Source organism: Candidatus Polarisedimenticolia bacterium (assembly GCA_036004685.1).
In the GTDB taxonomy this organism is placed as follows: Bacteria; Acidobacteriota; Polarisedimenticolia; order Gp22-AA2; family AA152; genus DASYRE01.
The window spans coordinates 83,720-100,639 of sequence record DASYRE010000026.1; the positions used below are offsets into that span (position 1 = coordinate 83,720).

The 16,920-nt window shown below is 66.3% G+C and carries 15 protein-coding genes and 1 pseudogene; all 16 read left to right on the top strand.

Annotation, left to right across the window (positions count from 1 at the left end):
- The first annotated feature begins 14 nt into the window (after positions 1 to 14).
- On the top strand, positions 15 to 1,124 hold the full coding sequence (gene dnaJ, locus VGR67_06430; GenBank protein HEV8336030.1) for a molecular chaperone DnaJ: 1,110 nt from the start codon (positions 15 to 17) through the stop codon (positions 1,122 to 1,124).
- A gap of 72 nt (positions 1,125 to 1,196) precedes the next feature.
- Entirely contained in the window at positions 1,197 to 1,556 is a 360-nt protein-coding gene (locus VGR67_06435) for a MerR family transcriptional regulator (GenBank protein HEV8336031.1), read from the top strand.
- A 1-nt stretch (position 1,557) separates the two neighbouring features.
- Entirely contained in the window at positions 1,558 to 2,415 is an 858-nt protein-coding gene (locus tag VGR67_06440; protein HEV8336032.1) for an RNA polymerase sigma factor RpoD/SigA, read from the top strand.
- Between the two features lie 9 nt (positions 2,416 to 2,424).
- The gene (locus VGR67_06445; protein ID HEV8336033.1) at positions 2,425 to 3,156 is read left to right on the top strand and encodes an ATP-binding protein; all 732 of its coding nucleotides are present in this window, start codon (positions 2,425 to 2,427) and stop codon (positions 3,154 to 3,156) included.
- 133 nt (positions 3,157 to 3,289) lie between these two features.
- Positions 3,290 to 4,483 (top strand): acetyl-CoA C-acyltransferase, encoded by a 1,194-nt coding sequence (locus VGR67_06450; protein ID HEV8336034.1) that lies wholly within the window; start codon positions 3,290 to 3,292, stop codon positions 4,481 to 4,483.
- Positions 4,484 to 4,536: 53 nt separating this feature from the next.
- Positions 4,537 to 5,424, top strand: coding sequence for a 3-hydroxyacyl-CoA dehydrogenase family protein (locus VGR67_06455; GenBank protein HEV8336035.1), 888 nt, complete (start codon positions 4,537 to 4,539; stop codon positions 5,422 to 5,424).
- Between the two features lie 28 nt (positions 5,425 to 5,452).
- The gene (locus tag VGR67_06460) at positions 5,453 to 6,235 is read left to right on the top strand and encodes an enoyl-CoA hydratase-related protein (GenBank protein HEV8336036.1); all 783 of its coding nucleotides are present in this window, start codon (positions 5,453 to 5,455) and stop codon (positions 6,233 to 6,235) included.
- Positions 6,236 to 6,332: 97 nt separating this feature from the next.
- Complete coding sequence (gene lptC / locus VGR67_06465) at positions 6,333 to 8,156, top strand: LPS export ABC transporter periplasmic protein LptC (GenBank protein ID HEV8336037.1); 1,824 nt, start codon at positions 6,333 to 6,335, stop codon at positions 8,154 to 8,156.
- Positions 8,134 to 8,862, top strand: a complete 729-nt coding sequence (gene lptB / locus VGR67_06470; protein ID HEV8336038.1) for an LPS export ABC transporter ATP-binding protein — start codon at positions 8,134 to 8,136, stop codon at positions 8,860 to 8,862. The genes lptC and lptB overlap by 23 nt, the downstream gene beginning before the upstream one ends.
- A gap of 8 nt (positions 8,863 to 8,870) precedes the next feature.
- A complete protein-coding gene (gene rpoN / locus VGR67_06475; protein HEV8336039.1) occupies positions 8,871 to 10,316 on the top strand; it encodes an RNA polymerase factor sigma-54 in 1,446 nt (481 codons plus the stop codon).
- A gap of 14 nt (positions 10,317 to 10,330) precedes the next feature.
- The gene (raiA, locus tag VGR67_06480; protein ID HEV8336040.1) at positions 10,331 to 10,864 is read left to right on the top strand and encodes a ribosome-associated translation inhibitor RaiA; all 534 of its coding nucleotides are present in this window, start codon (positions 10,331 to 10,333) and stop codon (positions 10,862 to 10,864) included.
- 197 nt (positions 10,865 to 11,061) lie between these two features.
- On the top strand, positions 11,062 to 12,204 hold the full coding sequence (locus VGR67_06485; GenBank protein ID HEV8336041.1) for an acyl-CoA dehydrogenase family protein: 1,143 nt from the start codon (positions 11,062 to 11,064) through the stop codon (positions 12,202 to 12,204).
- A gap of 8 nt (positions 12,205 to 12,212) precedes the next feature.
- A complete protein-coding gene (locus VGR67_06490; GenBank protein ID HEV8336042.1) occupies positions 12,213 to 13,361 on the top strand; it encodes an acyl-CoA dehydrogenase in 1,149 nt (382 codons plus the stop codon).
- A 13-nt stretch (positions 13,362 to 13,374) separates the two neighbouring features.
- Positions 13,375 to 15,057 carry a methylmalonyl-CoA mutase family protein gene (locus VGR67_06495; GenBank protein ID HEV8336043.1) on the top strand — a complete coding sequence of 561 codons (1,683 nt, stop codon included), beginning with the start codon at positions 13,375 to 13,377 and terminating at the stop codon, positions 15,055 to 15,057.
- 11 nt (positions 15,058 to 15,068) lie between these two features.
- A pseudogene (locus VGR67_06500) lies at positions 15,069 to 15,485 on the top strand (cobalamin B12-binding domain-containing protein).
- A 230-nt stretch (positions 15,486 to 15,715) separates the two neighbouring features.
- Positions 15,716 to 16,858: a response regulator gene (locus tag VGR67_06505; protein ID HEV8336044.1), complete on the top strand. Its 1,143-nt coding sequence runs from the start codon at positions 15,716 to 15,718 to the stop codon at positions 16,856 to 16,858.
- Positions 16,859 to 16,920: the final 62 nt, after the last annotated feature.

The window sequence follows — 16,920 nt, forward strand, 5'->3', positions numbered from 1 at the left end:
GGGAGGAAAGCTCGATGCCCGCGGTGGACTATTACGAAGTGCTCGGGGTCGGCCGCAAGGCGCGCCCGGCCGAGATCAAAAAAGCCTACAAGCGCCTCGCGAGAAAGTGCCATCCCGATCTGAATCCGGGCAACCGCACCGCCGAAGAGCAATTCAAGCGCATCACCGAGGCTTATGCCGTCCTCTCGGATCCCGAGAAGCGCCGCCGGTACGATCAGGGAGGGCTGGGGGCCGAGGGTTCTCCCTTCCAGGGCGCCGGGGGAGCCGGCCCTGGAGTCCCCCCCGATTTCGGGGCGGCGGGATTCGGAGGCGGGTTCTCCGACATCTTCGCGGAGATATTCGGCGAGGGGCCCGCGCCGCGCGAGCGCGAGCCGCGCACCGGAGGGGACCGCGTCTATCCGATGCGGATCGGCTTCTTCGACGCGCTGCGCGGCCTGACGACGACCATCCAGATCGAAGGAGAGGAAGCCTGCCCCGTCTGCGCCGGCCTCGGCGTCGTGGCCTCCTCGCGCGCCCGCGTCTGTCCCGACTGTCACGGCACTGGAAAAGTGGAGCGTTTCGGGGGAAGGATCCGCTTCACTCCCACCTGCCGCCGGTGCGGGGGCAGCGGCCGGCTGATGGAGGAGACGTGCAGCCGCTGCTCGGGGTCGGGGAAGATCAGCCGCGTCCAGAAGCTGCAGGTGCAGATTCCCCCGGGAGTCGACACCGGGTCCCGGGTTCGCATCGCCGGCAAAGGGGGCGCCGGCGTCCTGGGCGGCCCGCCCGGCGATCTCTACATCCTGATCCAGGTCGACTCGCATCCTTTCTTCTCCCGCGCCGGAGACCAGATCCTGTGCACCGTCCCCGTGACGTTCAGCGAGGCGGCGCTCGGATCGAAGGTCGAGGTCCCGACCGTGGACGGGCCGGCCACCATCCGGATCCCCCCCGGAACGCAAAGCGGGCAGAAGCTCCGCCTGCGGGGCCGCGGCGCGCCGTCCCTGCGAGGCGGAGCGCGGGGCGATCAGATCGTCGAGGTCAAGGTCGTGACGCCCGACGTGCGCGACGAAAAGGCGAAGACCCTCCTGCGGCAGCTGGCGGAGCTCGATCGAACCGATCTGAGGAGCCATCTCGGGACACGTTCGTAGTAACATACGGCCCACCGGGCGGCGCCGGTAGGCGCCGGAAAGGTCGTCGTGAAGCGGGACAAGGCCTATTACATGATCAGCGTCGTTTCGAAGCGCTTCGATGTACATCCTCAGACGCTGAGGCTCTACGAGCGCGAAGGTCTCCTGAAGCCGAGCCGCACGGAAGGAAACACGCGCCTCTATTCCGATGAGGATTTGAACCGCCTCTCCCGGATCCTGCGCCTCACCCGCGATCTCGGCGTGAATCTCGCGGGCGTGGAGGTCGTCCTGAACATGCAGGAGGTCATGGACCGGATGGAGCACGAGTTCAACGATCTCCTGGAGTCGCTGCGCGAGGAGCTGCGCAAGCGGGAAAAAGAAACCCGGACACGGCCCTCTCAGGCCCTCGTCCACGCCCGTCCCGGGCGTGTGATCCCTATCAAGAAGGGGTGAGATGGACGAAGAAAACGTAATTCGGAAGCGCGTTTCCTCCGAGACGCTCAAGAAGTACCTTCAGGAGATTTCCCGCCTGGAGCGGATCACGCCCGACGAGGAGAAGGTCCTCGGCGATCTCATCCAAGGGGGAGATCGGCAGGCGCTCCAGCGCCTGGTGGAAGCCAATCTCCGGTTCGTCGTGAGCTTCGCCAAGAAGTACCGCGGCTGCGGCCTGTCGTTCCTCGACCTGATCAACGAGGGGAACATCGGCCTGATCGAGGCCGCCAAGCGCTTCAATCCGAAGAAGAACGTCAAGTTCATCACCTACGCCGTCTGGTGGGTGCGCCAGGCCATCATCCACGCCCTGTCCGACCACAGCGGGGCGTTCCGGCTTCCCCAGAAGCAGGCCAACCTGCTGTATCGAATCGGCAAGACGATCTCCCAGCTCACCCTCGAGCTGGAGCGCCATCCGAGTCCCGACGAGATCGCGCGCAAGCTCGACATCCAGGTGGAGGAGGTGACCAACCTTCTCCAAGTGGCGGACGAAAACGTCTCGCTGTCCACTGTCATCGACGAGGAGCACGACTTCCACCTCTCCGACAAGCTGGAGCAGGAGCAGATCCCTTCGGCCGACGACACGCTGCTTCGCGATTCGCTGAGGACCCATCTCTCCGCCTGTCTGGACGAGCTGGATCCCAAGGAGGAGAAGGTCCTGCGCCTGCGCTTCGGGCTGGACGAGGAAGAACCGAAGACCCTGAAGGAAATCGGCGAGATGATGGGCCTGTCGCGCGAGAGAATCCGCCAGATCGAGGCCCAGGCGCTGGAGAAGCTGAACCGATCCCAGAAGTGCCAGCAGCTCCGCGGCTATCTGAACTAGGAGGGAGCCGTGCCGGCCGCCGCCGCTGACTGTCCCGAATGCCACGGCGCGGGGTACCGCGTGCTCGAGTCCCCGGACGGCCGGAGCAGCGCCGTCCCGTGCGCCTGCCGCCAGGGGGAGCGCGAGGGAAGCCTGATGGACCAGGCGCGCATCCCCCGGCGCTACCACCGCTGCGATTTCGAGAACTTCGACGGCATTTCCCCCTCGCACCGCTCGGCCAAGCAGAAAATCGAGAAGTACGCCCGCGAATACCCGGCCATGGAGTCGGGGCTGCTGCTCATGGGCCCGCCCGGGGTGGGGAAGACGCACCTCATGGTGGCGCTCATCCGCCACCTGATCCATCAAAAAGGGGTCGCCTGCCTGTTCTACGACTTCCAGGATCTCCTCAGGGAGATCCAGAATTCCTACAACCCCGACTCGAAGACTTCGGAGCTGGGGATTCTCCAGCCGCTGTTCGCCGCCGAGGTCCTGGCGCTGGACGATCTCGGAGCCCGCAAGCCGACGATCTGGGTCGAGGAGACGCTCACCCACATCATCAGCACCCGCTACAACGACATGAAGACGACGCTGTTTACCACCAACTACCTCGATTCACCGCTGCGCAACGACGATTCGACGCTCACCGATCGTATCGGCGAAAGAGTGCGATCCCGGCTTCACGAGATGTGCCGGGTCGTCGAGATCTCGGGCAAGGACTACCGCGAGCACGTGAGAAAAGCCGACATCCGCCTGCGTCCCTGACCTCCTTCGGCGGCGAACTTTCGCCCCCTTCGGCGCTTCCCGGCTCATCATTGGCCCCGGGCTTGCATTAGCCGGATCCCTCTGTTAAGATGCGATAGTAGTGAGGCTTAGCGTCATCCCCTGGGGAGCGCTCGTGGAAAAGTCATCGAAAGTGGTATGGATTTTGGGAGGGGCCCGAACTCCCATGGCCGAGTACAACGGCCGCTTCCGCGACATCCCGGAAACGGAGCTCGGCGCCCTGGCCGCGCGGGAAGCCCTGATTCGCGCGGCGATCCCGGCCCACGCCGTCCAGCACGCCGTTTTCGGCAACGCCCTGCAGACCAGCGGCAACGCCATGTACGGGGCCCGCCACGCGGCCCTGAAGGCCGGCCTTCCCATCGAGGTTCCCGCGTTCACCGTCAACCGGCTTTGCGGCTCGGGAATCCAGTCGATTCTCTCCGCGGTCCACCTGATCCGGAACGACGAGGCCGACACCGTCCTGGCGGGCGGCATGGAGAACCTGAGCCAGGCGCCGCACGTGATTCGCGGCGCCCGCGTCGGATTCCGCCTCGGCGAGGGGAAGCTTGAAGACTCGTTGATGGTCGCCCTGATGGACAGCCACTGCGGCCTCTACATGGCCCAGACAGCGGAGAAGATCGCCAAGGAGCGCGGGATCAGCCGGGAGGAGCAGGACGCCTTCGCGCTCCGGAGCCAGCGCCTGGCGGAGGAAGCCTACCGCGCGGGCAGGATGCAGGAGGAGATCGTCCCGGTCAAAGTGCGGGAAGGGCGCTCCGAGATCCTCTTCGCCGAGGATGATCACCGGCGGGCCGACACGACCCTCGAGAAGCTCTCCAGGCTCCCGGCGGCGTTCAGCAAGGAAGGAACGGTGACGGCCGGCAACGCCTCGGGAATCGTCGACGGGGCGGCGGCGGTAGTCGTCTCTTCGAACCCGCACGCGGGCGACCGCAAGCCCCTGGGGAAGATCGTCGCCTGGGGAATCGCGGGCGTCGAGCCCAGCATCATGGGAATCGGTCCGGTGCCCGCCACGCGCCAGGCGCTCGAGCGCGCCGGCCTCCGACTTTCGGAAATCGACTTGATCGAGGTGAACGAGGCTTTCGCGGCGCAATACCTGGCGGTCGAGAAGGACCTGGGTCTGGACCGCGACCGCGTCAACGTGAACGGGGGCGCCATCGCCCTGGGCCATCCACTCGGGGCCACCGGCACGCGTCTCGTGCTGACGCTCCTCCTGGAGCTGCGGCGGCGGAACGCGCGCTTCGGCCTCGCGACCGCCTGCATCGGCGGAGGCCAGGGAATCGCGATCATCGTGGAATCGGCCGGCCGGGGCTGACCCCTCAAACTCATCATCAGGCGGCCCCCGGGACCGGGCTGCGGGGAGAGGCGATGACAATCCGCACCGTGGGAGTCCTGGGCGCCGGTCTGATGGGATCGGGAATCGCCCAGGTTTCGGCGCAGGCCGGATACCCGACGACGGTCCTGGAGATTTCCCAGGATCTGGTGGACCGAGGGCTCAAGCGGATCGAGGGGTTCCTCCGGAGCGGCGTCGAAAAGGGGAAGATCGCCCCCGAGGTCCAGGCGAAGACGCTGGCGCTTTTGAAGGGCGCCACGCGGATGGAGGATCTCGCCGACTGCGATTTGATCGTCGAGGCCGTCAGCGAGAACCTGGAGGTCAAGCGCCAGACTTTTTCCCGCCTGGACAAAATCTGCAAGCCCAAGGCGATCTTCGCGAGCAACACCTCCTCCCTTTCGATCACCGAAATGATGGGCGCCACCTCGAGGCCGGACCGTTTCATGGGCCTCCATTTCTTCAATCCGGTCCCCTTGATGAAGCTGGTCGAGGTAGTGCGCACCGTGGTGACCGGCGAGGAGGTCGAAGCCACCGCGCTCGCCTTCGTGCGGTCGCTCGGCAAGACCCCTATCCGGACGTCGGACCGAACCGGCTTCGTCGTCAACCGCCTGCTCGTGCCTTTCCTGCTGGACGCGATCCGGGCGCTCGAATCGGGAGTCGGGACGATCGAGGAGATCGACGCCGGGATGAAGCTGGGGTGCGGCCATCCGATGGGACCCTTCACGCTGCTCGACTTCGTCGGGTTGGACACCACTTACTCGATCGCGGGAATCATGTTCGACGAGTTCAAGGAGAGCCGCTTCGCCGCGCCGCCGCTGCTCAAGCGCATGGTCCTGGCCGGCATGCACGGAAGAAAATCCGGAAAGGGTTTCTACGACTACGCCAAGGAGCCGCCCGTCCCCCAGAACCATCTGGCGTCGTGAGCGCCCCGCCCGCGAATCAGGGAGAGCCATGAGCTACCAAAACCTTGTGGTGCAAGTTCAGGATCGGATCGGCCGGATCACGGTGAACCGTCCCGAGAAGCTCAACGCGCTGAACCGGGCCACGCTCGAGGAGATCGACGCCGCGTTCGCGGCCATGGGCTCGGATCCGGCGGTTGGGGCGATCCTTCTGACCGGAGCGGGGGCGAAAGCCTTCATCGCCGGCGCCGACATCAACGAGCTGGCCCGGCAAACCCCCGTGGAGGGGCGCGAGTACACGCTGTTCGGACAGGGCGTCCTGAACCGCATCGAGTCGCTCGGCAAGCCGGTCCTGGCGGCGGTGAACGGGTACGCGCTGGGAGGCGGCTGCGAAATCGCCTTGGCCTGCACGCTCCGTTTCGCGTCAAGCGCCGCCCGCTTCGGCCAGCCCGAGGTGAATCTCGGGATCATCCCCGGGTACGGCGGAACCCAGCGTCTGGCCCGGCTGATCGGCCGGGGCAGGGCGCAGGAGATGATCCTGACCGGAGAGATGATCGATGCCGCGGAAGCGCACCGGATCGGGCTCGTCAACGCGGTCGTGGCGCCGGAGGAACTGATCCCGCGGACCGAGTCGGTCGCCCGGACGATCCTGTCGAAAGGGCCTCTCGCGGTCCGCTACGCGCTCGACGCCGTGCACCGGGGGCTCGACATGCCGGCGCGCGAAGGGCTGGCCTACGAGGCGGCCCTTTTCAGCGTGCTCTGCGCCTCGGAAGACATGAAGGAGGGGACGAAAGCGTTCCTGGAGAAGCGCAAAGCGGAGTTTCGGGGACGCTGAGCGCCGCGCCGGGAAACGGGAGGCTCTTGGACCGGAAGTCGTTGACATCGAAGGCCTCAACCCTATATTTGATGCGAGCGACACGGGAGAATCGAAAGTGTCCGAACTGGCGCCGGAACGAGTCAATCTCCGCCCGCTGAGGCTGCTTACGGCCCTGCGCGTCGTGGTCGCGGCGCTGCTCGTGGCGTTCGCGATCGTCATCTTCCTGAGCTTCGGCAAGAAAGAGGAGGATCCGGTCCGGATCCAGATCTCGCAGCCCGCCGGAAGCTCCGACGAGAAAGTGGTCGACCTGTCCGACAAGTTCTACATCACCGGCACCAAGGGGGGATCGGAATCTTTCAAGATGCGCGCCGACCAGGTGACAGGGTTCGTGGGCGACAAGAAGACGCTGAAGGGGGTTCACCTCGAGGTGGTCGGGGAGAACGGAGAACGGCTGAACCTCGCGGGGAACGAGGGCCAGTTCGACATGGCCGACAAGAGGGCCCACCTCTCCGGCGACGTTCAGGTGGCCGGAAAGAACGGCTTCAAGCTCACCACCTCCAGTCTGTACTTCGACGGCCAGCGCGACGTCATCTTCACCTCCGACGAGGTCTTCTTCGAGAATGCGGGGCTGGAGGGGCGCGGCCGGGGGCTCAACTACCTGACCCGGGAGCAGACGCTGAAGATTTCCGCCGAAGTGCACGTCACGCTCCGGCCCGAGACCGCCGACGCCTCCCCGGTCGAGATCACCAGCGGCGACATGGCGCTCGGCCTGCGGGAGAACGACGTCGTCTTCAACGACTCGGTCGTGATGACCCGCGGCCCCGACGTCTTTTCCGGGAACTATCTCAAGGCGACGCTCGATTCCTCCCGCCACCGCATCCTCTCGGTGAAAGGCTACGGGCAGGTCTCGGCGAATTTCCTGTCGGGAAAGGGGAATGCCCGGGCGAGCGTCGACGCCGACACGCTGGAGGCGAGCTTGACGCCCGACGGCAAGACGGTGGAGAAAGTCACCGCCCGGGGGAACTGCCGGCTCCGCCGGGAAGGGATGACCGCCACCAGCGACTCGCTGCTCGCCGAGGCGGCCGCCGACAAGATCTCCTTGCGGGGGGAGCCGGTCCTGCTCGACGCGCGCAGCCGCATCGCGGCGGAAGAGATCGATCTGCATCCCGGCGAGCGGGGATTCGAGGCGCGCGGCGACGTGAAGACGTCGTTTCAGCCCTCCTCGCCGGGCTCGCCCGCTTCGAGCCCGTCCTTCTTCAGCCCCAAGGAGTCGGTCTATTTCCAATCGGCCCGCCTGACGGTGGAGGACGGAGGCAACCTGGCGCGGTATTCCGGAAGCGCCCGCGGCTGGCAGGGGGATGATTCCCTGCAGGCCGAGGAGATCTTCCTGCACTTCGCCGACCGCCGGATGAGCGCGTATCGCAACGTCCTGTGCCGCTTCGCGTCGAGCCCGGGAGCGTCCCCGGCCGCCGAAAAGGCTCCGCCTTCCTCGCCCACGATCATCGTCGCTTCCTCCATGGACTACGCCGAATCGGAGGGGACCGTTCATTTCCGGGACGCGGTGAAGATGACGGGCCGTGACACGGTCGTCCTGGCGGAGCGGATGCACGTCAGCCTCACCCCGGCGGGGGAAGGGCGGCGAAAGGTCGCGCGGGTCCTGGCGGACAGCATGGTGCGCTTCACGCACCTGACGAATTCCGGGACCTCGGACCACCTCGTCTACACGCCCGACGACGAAATGGTGGAGATGCGTCAGGACGCCGGCCTCGCGGAAGTCGTGGATCACACCAACGGCCGGATCCTGCGCGGCAAGACGCTGACCTTCGACACGAAGGGGAACCGCGTTCTCACCGAAACCACCGAGGGCGGTCGCACCTGGATCACCCTCAATCCCAAGGACAAGGACACGCGCGCCCTTGAATCGAAGATTGGACATTGAAGGGATCAGCAAAGCCTATCGCGGACGCCCGGTGGTCCGGGCGGTTTCACTCTCCATCCAGAGCGGAGAGGTCGTCGGGCTCCTGGGCCCGAACGGCGCGGGCAAGACGACCACCTTCTATTGCATCCTCGGGCTGGTCACGCCGGACGAAGGGAAGATCCTCCTCAACGGCCACGACATCACGCGCCTCCCGATGTACCTCCGCGCCCGCGAGGGGATCAGCTACCTGCCCCAGGAAGCGAGCATCTTTCGGAAGATGACGGTCGAGGAGAACCTGATGGCCATCCTGGAGACGCTCGATCTCAGCTCCGGAGAGCTCAAGGAGCGGGCCCGGAACATCCTGGAGGAGCTGAAGATCTCGCACCTGGCCCGTTCTCCGGCCTACGCGCTTTCGGGAGGCGAGAGGCGCCGCGCCGAAATCGCGCGGGCGCTCGTCCTGTCGCCGTCCTTCATCCTGCTCGACGAGCCCTTCTCGGGAATCGATCCCCTCGCCGTGGCGGACATCCAGCGGATCATCCAGCAGCTCCGGCAGAAGGGGATCGGCATCCTGATCACCGATCACAACGTCATCGAGACGCTGCGCATCACCGATCGCGCCTACATCATCGCCGCCGGCGAGATCTTCCGGAAGGGCGTGCCCGACGAGCTCGCCGCCGACGCCCGCGTGCGGGAGATCTACCTGGGCGACAACTTCCGGCTGAACTGAGGAGCGCGATGGCCCTCGAACAGAAGCTCAACATGCGGCTGGCGACGAAGCTGGTGATGACGCCGTCGCTGCAGCAGGCCATCAAACTGCTCCAGATGTCGAAGCTGGAGCTGGTGGAGGAGATCAATCAGGAGCTCACGCTCAACCCGGTGCTCGAGGAGGCGGGCGAGACCCGCGAGGAGCAGGCCCCCGAGCCGGAGGTCCGCACCGACGATCCCGGCCCGGCCCCCGAGCCCGCCCCGGACGGCGTGAAGGACTCCTTTCAGGAGATCGACTACCAGTCCTACTTCCAGGACTACATGGACGCCGGTTATTCGCCACGCGCCCCGACCGAGGAGATCGAGGCGCCGCCGCTGGAGAACATCCTCACCCGCCCGCAGAGCCTGTCCGACCACCTGCTCTGGCAGCTGTCGATGAACGTGCCGGACGGGCTCGAGCAGGAGATCGGGCGGGCGATCATCGGGAATCTGGACGAGAACGGCTACCTCAAAGCCTCCCTGGAGGAAATCGAGTCCATGGGGAGCTTTCCTCCCGAGAAGGTGGCCGAAGTGCTCGCGAAGATCCAGGAATTCGATCCCACCGGGGTGGCCGCGCGGGATCTCCAGGAATGCCTTCTGATCCAGATTCGCGCCTTCGACATGGAGGAGACGCCCCAGGAGACGATCATCCGCGATCACATGGATCTTCTCCAGGGCCGCAAGTTCCGGGAGCTCGCCCAGGCGCTCAAGTGCTCTCCCGAGGAGGTCCAGGAGTACCTGGAGATCATCCGCGCCCTCGACCCGCGTCCTGGGAAGCGTTACGATTCCGATCGTTCCACGTACGTGATCCCCGACGTGTTCGTGTACAAGGTGGACAAGGGTTACACCATCGTCCTGAACGAAGAAGGGCTGCCGCGGCTCCGGGTGAGCTCGTTCTACCGCCGGATGGTCGACAAGGGGAACACGGACGTCACGCGCGAAGCCCGCGACTACGTGCGGGAGAAGCTCAGCTCCGCGCTGCGGCTGATCAAGAGCCTGGAGGAGCGGCAGCGAACGATCTACAAGGTCGCCCGCAGCATCGTGAGCTTCCAGCGGAAGTTCCTGGACTACGGGTTCGAATACCTGCGGCCGCTGATTCTCAAGGACGTGGCCGAAGACATCCAGATGCATGAATCCACCGTGAGTCGGGTCGTGAACAACAAGTACATGCACACCCCGCGCGGCGTCTTCGAGATGAGGTTCTTCTTCCACTCCGGCATCGCCTCCGCCCAGGGCGAGGACGTCTCCTCGCTGACGGTGAAGGAGAGGATCAAGAAGCTGGTGTCGGAGGAGAACGCCGGCCGCCCTCTTTCCGATTCGGCGCTGGCGAAGCTGCTCGGCGACGAAGGACTGCAGATCGCGCGCCGGACTGTGGCGAAGTACCGTGAAGAGCTGCGGATCCCATCCTCGAACGACCGCCGTCAGGGCTTTCGTTGAAGCGTGGAGAAGCCATGAGAATCCACATGACGGGAAGGCAGATCGAAGTGACTCAGGCGCTCAAGCAGGCGGCCGAGGCGCGGCTGTCCCGCCTCGAGAAGTATCTGGACGGCGGCAGCGAAGCGCACGTGATCCTGACGGTCGAAAAGCGCCGTCACCGCGTCGAGATCGTGGTCCACGACCGGCATGCGACGCTCTCCGCGGTCGGGGAGACCAAGGACATGTACACGTCGCTGAGCCTGGTCGGGGATCGCCTCGAACGCCAGGCGAAGAAGCACCGCGAGAAAATCAAGGGCGAGAGGAAGCGGGACGGTAAGCGGACCTCGCCGCGCCGCCTCCAGACGCCGGCGCCGGAGAGCGCCGACGGCCCGCAGGTGATCCGGGTCAGCGTCCGGCCGGTGAAGCCGATGTCGATCGAGGAGGCGCTCCTCCAGGTGCGCGGCACGGAGAAGGAGTTCCTGGTCTTCCGCAACGCCTCGTCCCGCCAGATCTCGGTCCTCTACCGGAGGAAGGACGGGAATTACGGGCTGATCGAGCCGGAGGCCTGAGCCGCGCGCCGGCCGGACTCCTTCCCGAGCCCCGGTTGACACTGATTCCGGGCCGTTGCTATGCTCCCCGCCTCCGCCTGAAAGGCATCGAGTTCCCCGCGGCTTCGGTCGGGCCGCCCGGAGAAGGCGCTCTCATCGCGGCCAAGCCGCCCGGCGACCGGACCGCCGCGACGTAACCGCCGCTGAGGAAGAAGAAAATGAACCTCGAGCTGACCTCCGAGCAACTGGCCATCCGGGACACGGTGCGGGAGTTCGCGGCGAGCGAGATCGCGCCGGCGGCGGCCCATCACGACCGAACCCGGGAGTTTCCCTACGAGAACGTCCGCAAGTGCGCCGCGCTGAACCTGATGGGGATCATGGCCGCGGAAGAATACGGCGGCTCGGCGCTCGACACGGTCAGCTACACGCTCGTCATCGAAGAGCTTTCCCGCGCCTGCGCGTCGACCGGCGTCATCGTCTCGGTGAACAACTCCTTGTTCATCCACCCGGTGGAGGCGTTCGGGACCGAGGAGCAAAAGCGCCGATTCCTGCCGCCGCACGCGAAGGGCGAGAAGATCGGCTGCTATTGCCTTTCGGAACCCAACGCCGGCTCCGACGCCGGGAACCAGCAGACGACGGCGGTGAGCCAGGGAGACGGGTACGTCCTGAACGGCACGAAGAACTTCATCACCAACGGAGTCGCGGCCGACACGGCTCTGGTGTTCGCCGCCACCGACCGGGCCAAGAAGCACCACGGCATCACCGCCTTCCTGGTGGAGAAGGGGACGGCGGGCTTCCGCCTAGGCAAGGACGAGGTGAAGCTGGGGATCACTTCCTCCGGCTCGGTGGAGATGGTGTTCGAAGACTGCTTCGTTCCGGCCGCGAACCGCCTGGGCGCGGAAGGGGCCGGCTTCAAGATCGCCATGAACACGCTGGACGGCGGGCGGATCGGCATCGCCGCCCAGGCGGTTGGGATCACCCGCGCCGTCCTGGAGGAATCGACCGCCTACTCGCGCCAGCGGAAGGCCTTCGGAAAGCCGATCGGCGAGTTCCAGGCGATCCAGTTCATGCTCGCCGACATGGCCATGGAGCTCGACGCGGCGCGGCTGCTCACCCATCGCGCCGCGTGGACGAAGGATCAGGGCGGACGCTACAGCATGGAAGCCTCGCAGGCCAAGCTTTTCGCCTCCGAAACCGCGATGCGGGCGGCGGTGAAGGGGGTCCAGATTTTCGGGGGCTACGGATACATGAACGAGTACCCTATGGAGCGTTACTTCCGCGACGCCAAGATCACCGAGATCTACGAGGGAACCTCCGAGATCCAGCGCCTCGTCATCGCCGGAAACCTTCTCAAGGATTGAGCCTCCGAATGGACTTCTCGCTCACCGAGGAGCAGGCCCTCATCCGGGACACCGTCCGGGATTTCGTCGCGTCGGAGGTCCTGCCGGCGGCCGGCGAGATGGATCGCGAGTGCCGGTTCCCCTCGGAAGCGATCGCCAGGATGTCGGAGCTCGGGCTGCTCGGCATGGCCATCCCGGAGGCCTACGGCGGCTCGGGCCTGAACAGCCTCTCCATGGCGGTGGCGGTGGAGGAGCTGGCGAGGGGCTCGGCGTCCCTGGCCGTGACGGTGAGCGTGAGCAATTCCGTCTGCGCCGGGCCGATCGCGCGCTACGGGACCGAAGCGCAGCGACGCCTCTATCTCCCGCGGCTCGCCAGCGGGGAGATCCTGGGGGGCTTTTCCCTCACCGAGCCCGATTCCGGATCCGACGCCGCCCATCTGCGGACCCGGGCCGAGCGGGACGGAGACTTCTACCTCCTGACGGGCGACAAGGCGTGGGTCACGAACGTCCAGGTCGGCCGCCTGTTCGTGGTCCTGGCGGCGACCGACCCGGCGCAGGGCTCCCGCGGCATCACGGCGTTCCTGGTCGAGCGGGATTTCCCGGGCTTCTCCTTCGGCAAGGTGGAGGACAAGATGGGACTGCGCTCCTCCCTGACCGGGGGGATTGAGCTGCAGGAATGCCGCGTGCCGGCGGCGAACCGGCTCGGGGAGGAGGGGCAGGGCTTCAAGATCGCCATGACGACGCTCGACGGCGCGCGCATCGGCATCGGCGCCCAGGCGGTGGGGATCGCCCGCGGCTGCCTGGAGGACTCGATCGCCTTCGCGCGGCAGCGCCGGGCTTTCGGAAAGTCGATCGCCGAGTTCCAGGCCATCCAGTTCATGCTCGCCGACATGCGCACCGCCATCGACTCCGCCCGCCTTCTGGTCCATCGGGCGGCATGGCTGAAGGATCACCAGCGCGAGCCCTTCAGCCGGGAAGCGTCGATGGCCAAGCTCTTCGCCACGGAGATGGTGAACCGCGTCGCCTACGACGCGGTCCAGATCCACGGAGCCTACGGCTATTCGCGGGAATATCCGGTCGAGCGCTATTTCCGCGACGCCCGCGTGACCACCATCTATGAAGGCACTTCGGAGATCCAGCGGCTGGTAATCGCGCGCAAGCTGCTGGAAGCGGTATGACCCGGGAGGGACCATGAAGCGAGACTCCGGCGTCCTGACGCCCCGCCGCACCCGCCGGGAATGGGAGACCGAGACGCTCCGCGACTCCCTGAAGAGATCCCCGGAGAGGAAGCCGGCGTTCACGACGATTTCCGGCGTGCCGATCGAGCGCCTGTACACCGCCGAGGACCTGGAGCATTGGGATCCGGAGGAGAAGCTCGGACAGCCCGGCGTTTTTCCCTTCACGCGCGGGCCCTACCCGACGATGTACCGCGGCAGGCTCTGGACTATGCGGCAGTTCTCCGGCTTCGGGACCCCCCAGGACACGAACCGGCGCTACCGCTACCTGCTCTCGCACGGACAGACCGGACTCTCGGTCGCTTTCGACATGCCGACCCTGATGGGCCTGGACTCGGACGATCCCCGCTCCCTCGGCGAGGTGGGACGGGAGGGGGTGGCGATCGACACCCTCTCCGACATGGAGGCGCTGTTCGCGGCCATTCCGCTGGCGCGCGTCTCCACCTCGATGACCATCAACGCGCCCGCCGCGGTCCTGCTGGCGATGTACCTGGCGGTCGCCAAGAAGCAGGGAGCCGACTGGGGAGCGCTCCAAGGGACCGTCCAGAACGACATCCTGAAGGAATACATCGCCCAGAAGGAGTGGATTTTTCCCCCGCGCCCGTCGATCCGGATCATCGTGGACATGATCGCCTTCTGCACCGAACGGGTGCCCAAATGGAACACGATCTCGATCAGCGGGTACCACATCCGGGAGGCCGGCTCCACCGCGGCCCAGGAGCTGGCCTTCACCCTGGCCGACGGAATCGGATACGTCCAGGCCTGCCGCGAGGCGGGACTCGCCGTCGACTCGTTCGCGCCGCGCCTGTCATTCTTCTGGAACGCCCACTCCGACTTCTTCGAGGAGATCGCCAAGTACCGCGCCGCGCGCCGCATCTGGGCGAACGTGATGCGGGACCGCTTCGGCGCGAAGGATCCACGCTCCTGGACGCTCAGGACCCACGCGCAGACGGCGGGGTGCTCGCTCACCGCCCAGCAGCCGCAGAACAACATCGTGCGGGTGGCGCTCCAGGCGCTCTCGGCAGTCCTCGGAGGCACGCAGTCGCTGCACACCAACTCCATGGACGAGACGCTGGGGCTGCCCACCGAGCAGGCCGTGACGATCGCCTTGAGGACGCAGCAGATCCTCGCCGAGGAGACGGGCGTGGCGAACACCATCGATCCTCTCGCCGGGTCCTACTTCATGGAGTCCCTCACCGATCGGATCGAGCGGGAGGCGCTGGATCTGATCGCCACGATCGACGGCATGGGAGGAATCGTCGCGGCGATCGAGCAGGGATTTCCACAGCGCGAGATCGCCGAGGCTTCCTTCCGCTATCAGCGCGAGCTGGAGCGGGGCGAGAAGGTCATGGTGGGAGTGAACCGGTACACCGAGGGCGCCGCCTCCGACATCGAAATCCTGAAGATCCCGCCCTCCGTGGAGCCCCGCCAGATTCGCGCTCTCCAAAGCGTCCGCAAGAGGCGCGACGGGCGCCCGCATCGCCGGGCGCTCGCGGCCCTGGTGGAGGCTGCCCGGGGCGGCACGAACCTGCTCCCTCCGATCCTGGACGCCGTCGAGGCCTATGCGTCGGTCGGCGAGATCTGTGCCGCGCTCAAGGGCGTCTTCGGGGCGTATCGCGAGGAAAAAACCTACTTCTGAAGGACTCGGACATGACCGAAAGCGCGCCGCGGCCGGGCAAGCTGCGGCTCCTGGTCGGCAAGGTGGGCCTGGATGGACACGATCGAGGGGTGAAGATCATCGCCCGCGCCTTGCGCGACGCGGGACATGAAGTGATCTACACGGGCCTGCACCAGACGCCGGAAATGGTGGTGGCGACGGCCGTCCAGGAGGACGTGGACGCCGTTTCCCTGAGCATTCTCAGCGGCGCCCACAAGACGCTCTTTCCGCGCGTGATCGATCTCCTGAGGAAGGCCCGGTTCCCGGTTCCCGTCTTCGGCGGCGGAATCATCCCGGAGGAGGATTTCGCGTTTCTGAAACGGCGCGGCGTCAAGGCGATCTTCACGCCCGGGGCCTCGACTCAGGAGGTGCTCGACTGGGTTGCCCGTAACATCCAGCCGCGCGCTTCCACGCCCGCCCCCGGCGCGCCGCCCCGCGCGCCGCGCAAAAAAAGAGGGAAAGGCCCGGCGCGGGCGGGATCACCCAAGCGCGGCCGGCCCTGAGGCCCGCCACGGCGCCCCTCCGCGCCTTGACACCATCGAAACTCATCTGCTAAGTTGAGCCGGCTCAAGACGAAGGCCGCCGGCTGCCTCGTCTCGCCAGCCGCACGGCGCCGCGGAACCTACGCCCGGGAGAACCCATGCCAAAGAAGATCCTCCTCGCGGACGACAGCATCACCATCCAAAAGGTCGTGGAGCTGACCTTCTCGGAAGGGGATTATCAGGTTTTCAGCGTCGGAAACGGCAGCCAGGCGCTGCGCAAGATCCACGAGGTCCGGCCCGACATCGCCCTTCTCGACGTGATCATGCCGGAGGCCAACGGCTACGAAGTCTGTGAAAAGGTGAAGCGGAACCCGGAGACCTCCTGGATCCCCGTGCTTCTCCTCACCGGAACGTTCGAGCCCTTCGATCGGAAGCGCGCCGACGCCGCGGGGGCGAACGGGCACCTGACGAAGCCTTTCGAGTCCCAGATGCTGATCTCGAAAGTGGAGGAGCTGATCGCCAGCTCCCGCCATCCCATCATCGAGCCGCAGAGACTGGGCCGGATGGAGATCGTCGCCGGAGGAATCACGCGCCTGGAGGGGGAGGATCCATCGATGGCCGAGGAACGGCAGCGCGAGGCCGATCCCCGCGAAGTTCCTGCCCGCGAAGCCGATCCTACCCGCGAAGCCCATGATCCCCGCCAAGTCGAGGCTGCCCGCGAACTCGAGGCTGAAAGTGCCCGCGAAGTCGAGGATGACGAAGAGGTCGAGCTGACCCGCCAGAGCATCGTGCCGGACCGCTTCGACATTGGGAGCGACGAGACGAGCCCCGCAGCCGAGGGTCCCCGGACGGTGCGCATCTCCTCGCCATGGAGAGGGGCCGCCCCGGAGGCCGCTCCCCCGCAGGATCCCGTCGCGGAAAGCGCCCCGGAAGGCACGCCCGAGACCTGGGACGAGCTGGCGAGCGATCTCGCCACGGCCTCCGTCTCGGAGTTCCCGCGCGAATCCTCGCGGCCGGAAGCCGTCACACCTCTCGTCCCTCTCTCCGGAAGCGCGGTCCCCGTGCCTTCCTCCGAGGCGCCTGCCCGCGGGGAATCCGCGGCTCCCGGGGAGCCGGCCGAGCGCGTCGCTCCGCTTCCTTTGACGAGCGACGAGATGGATCGCCTCGCGGCGAGAATCTTGCAGCAGATGTCGGACAAGGTGATTCGCGAGATCGCCTGGGAGATCATTCCCGAGCTGGCCGAGAGCCTGATCAAGCAGCGCATTCGCGAGCTCGAGGAGAAGATCGCCCGGGAGAACTGAGCGATCCTTCGGTCCCGCCGGCGCCGACGGAAGTAGGCCGAGGCCTACTTTCTTTTTTTTAC